The organism is Haliea sp., assembly GCF_040222615.1.
GTDB lineage: Bacteria > Pseudomonadota > Gammaproteobacteria > Pseudomonadales > Halieaceae > Haliea.
This window is the reverse complement of sequence record NZ_JAVKCQ010000175.1, coordinates 1-1,607: the sequence shown is the minus strand read 5'-3', so window position 1 is coordinate 1,607 and position 1,607 is coordinate 1. Positions and strand designations below refer to the sequence as shown.

At 64.9% G+C, this 1,607-nt stretch carries 2 protein-coding genes; both read right to left on the bottom strand.

The genetic code is table 11. The annotated features are described in order from the left end of the window. Nucleotides 1–177 precede the first annotated feature (177 nt). Complete coding sequence (gene tsaC, locus RJQ10_RS14425) at nucleotides 178–735, bottom strand: L-threonylcarbamoyladenylate synthase type 1 TsaC (protein WP_350147810.1); 558 nt, start codon at nucleotides 733–735, stop codon at nucleotides 178–180. 226 nt (nucleotides 736–961) lie between these two features. Next, a partial coding sequence (locus tag RJQ10_RS14420) for a hypothetical protein (protein ID WP_350147807.1) occupies nucleotides 962–1,607 on the bottom strand: 646 nt, incomplete at its 5' end.

Here is a 1,607-nt window from a genome sequence, read left to right as displayed (position 1 = left end):
CTCAACGATAAAGCCGGCGCTGCCGTCCTCGGCGGCCAGGGCCTCGCAGATACTTTCCTGGAGCTGGAGCAGATAGGCTTTTACGGCTTCTGGTTGCATGATTTTTCCGCTGGCAACTGCGATTTGCCGGCCATTATACGCATGCTGTCCCGCCGGGGCACCCGCATGGCAATGCACTCAGGATCGCAGCACCCGGTCAGTGAGCAGATCGCGAATCACCGTGGGGCGGTCGGCACCCCCCAGCGCCCCGGGCAGCACCGCATCCAGCTGCTCGCGAAAGTAGCGCTGCACCTGGAACTGCGCCCGGGCGGGGCGGCTGCCGGCGGGATTGGCGGAGGTGGAAACCAGCGCACCGCCCCAGGCACGACACAGCGCCACCAATCCTGTGTGAGCACTTACTCTCACCGCGACCCTGGAATTACCGCCGTGAATCCACGGCGGCACGCGATCATGGTGGGGGATCAGCCAGGTTGACGGCCCGGGCCAGGAAAGCGCGAGCTTGCTGCGCTGGGTCTCCGTCAGCCCCTCCAGCAGCGGGCCGAACTGGTCCATGTCCGCTGCCACCAGGATCAATCCCTTCTCTATCGGGCGCTGTTTGAGGTACAGCAGGCGCGCTACCGCCTCCGGATTGTCGGGGTCGCAGCTGAGGCCCCAGACCGCCTCGGTGGGGCAGGCGATCACACCGCCATCGGCGAGGGCGCACACCGCGGCGCGCAGTTGCAGGATGGAAGCCACGATCAGGCCCGCAGGGGGGCTGCAAGCTTCCCCCCCGCACCTGTGGCGATGGCTGCAAAGGGTCTGATCATGAGGGCTCCGGAAATGCGCGACGCGGCTGCTGCAAGAGGGCGCAATTTACCGGCTGGGTCCCCCTGAGGCAAGACCGGTTGGGCGGGGTGCGGCGGGGCGGAAAACAAACAAGCCCGGCAAAAACCGGGCTTGCGGCAACAGCCTGTGCCGTTGCTCAGGCTTTGCGCAGCTTCCTCAGCCCCAGACCCGCCAGCAAGGCTCCCATGACACCCAGCAGCCACAGTGGCAGCGCGGGAACCGGAACCGCACTGACAGCAGCAGTCAGTCTCGCGACAATCATACCGCCGAACAGGCTCCTCGACGAATCTGTATAGGACGTTTGGCCATCTTGCCAATCGGCGCCCGAGAGAAAGAGAACGCCGCTGCCCTGGGTGCGGTAGGCCAGGGAGACGCTGCCATCGTCGCGGGCCCCGAGCGCCACCACCGCGCCGCCTTCACCATCCACCACGTCCTGGAGGTCGGAACCACAGCTGTCTTCGGTGGGACCCACCGGGGTCAGCGGGTTCGCCAGCCAGAAGGGGTCCGAGGGGTTGAGGATCGTGGACGGCATCACGTTGTCCTGGCAATCACCAACAAACTCACTCGTGTAGGCAGTGCCATAAATCTCATTGTAGACGGCCTCCGGATTCTGGAACTCGGTGATAATGATGCCGCCGGCATTGAGGTACGCCAGCCACGCAGCCCCGTTACCCGCGATAGAGCCGCTGTTGCGTGTAACCAGCAGCGCCTGGGTATTGGCATCGGGCGCACAACTGAATACCTCGGTGAGTGGGGTGATACCCGAATAGAGAGCAGCACCG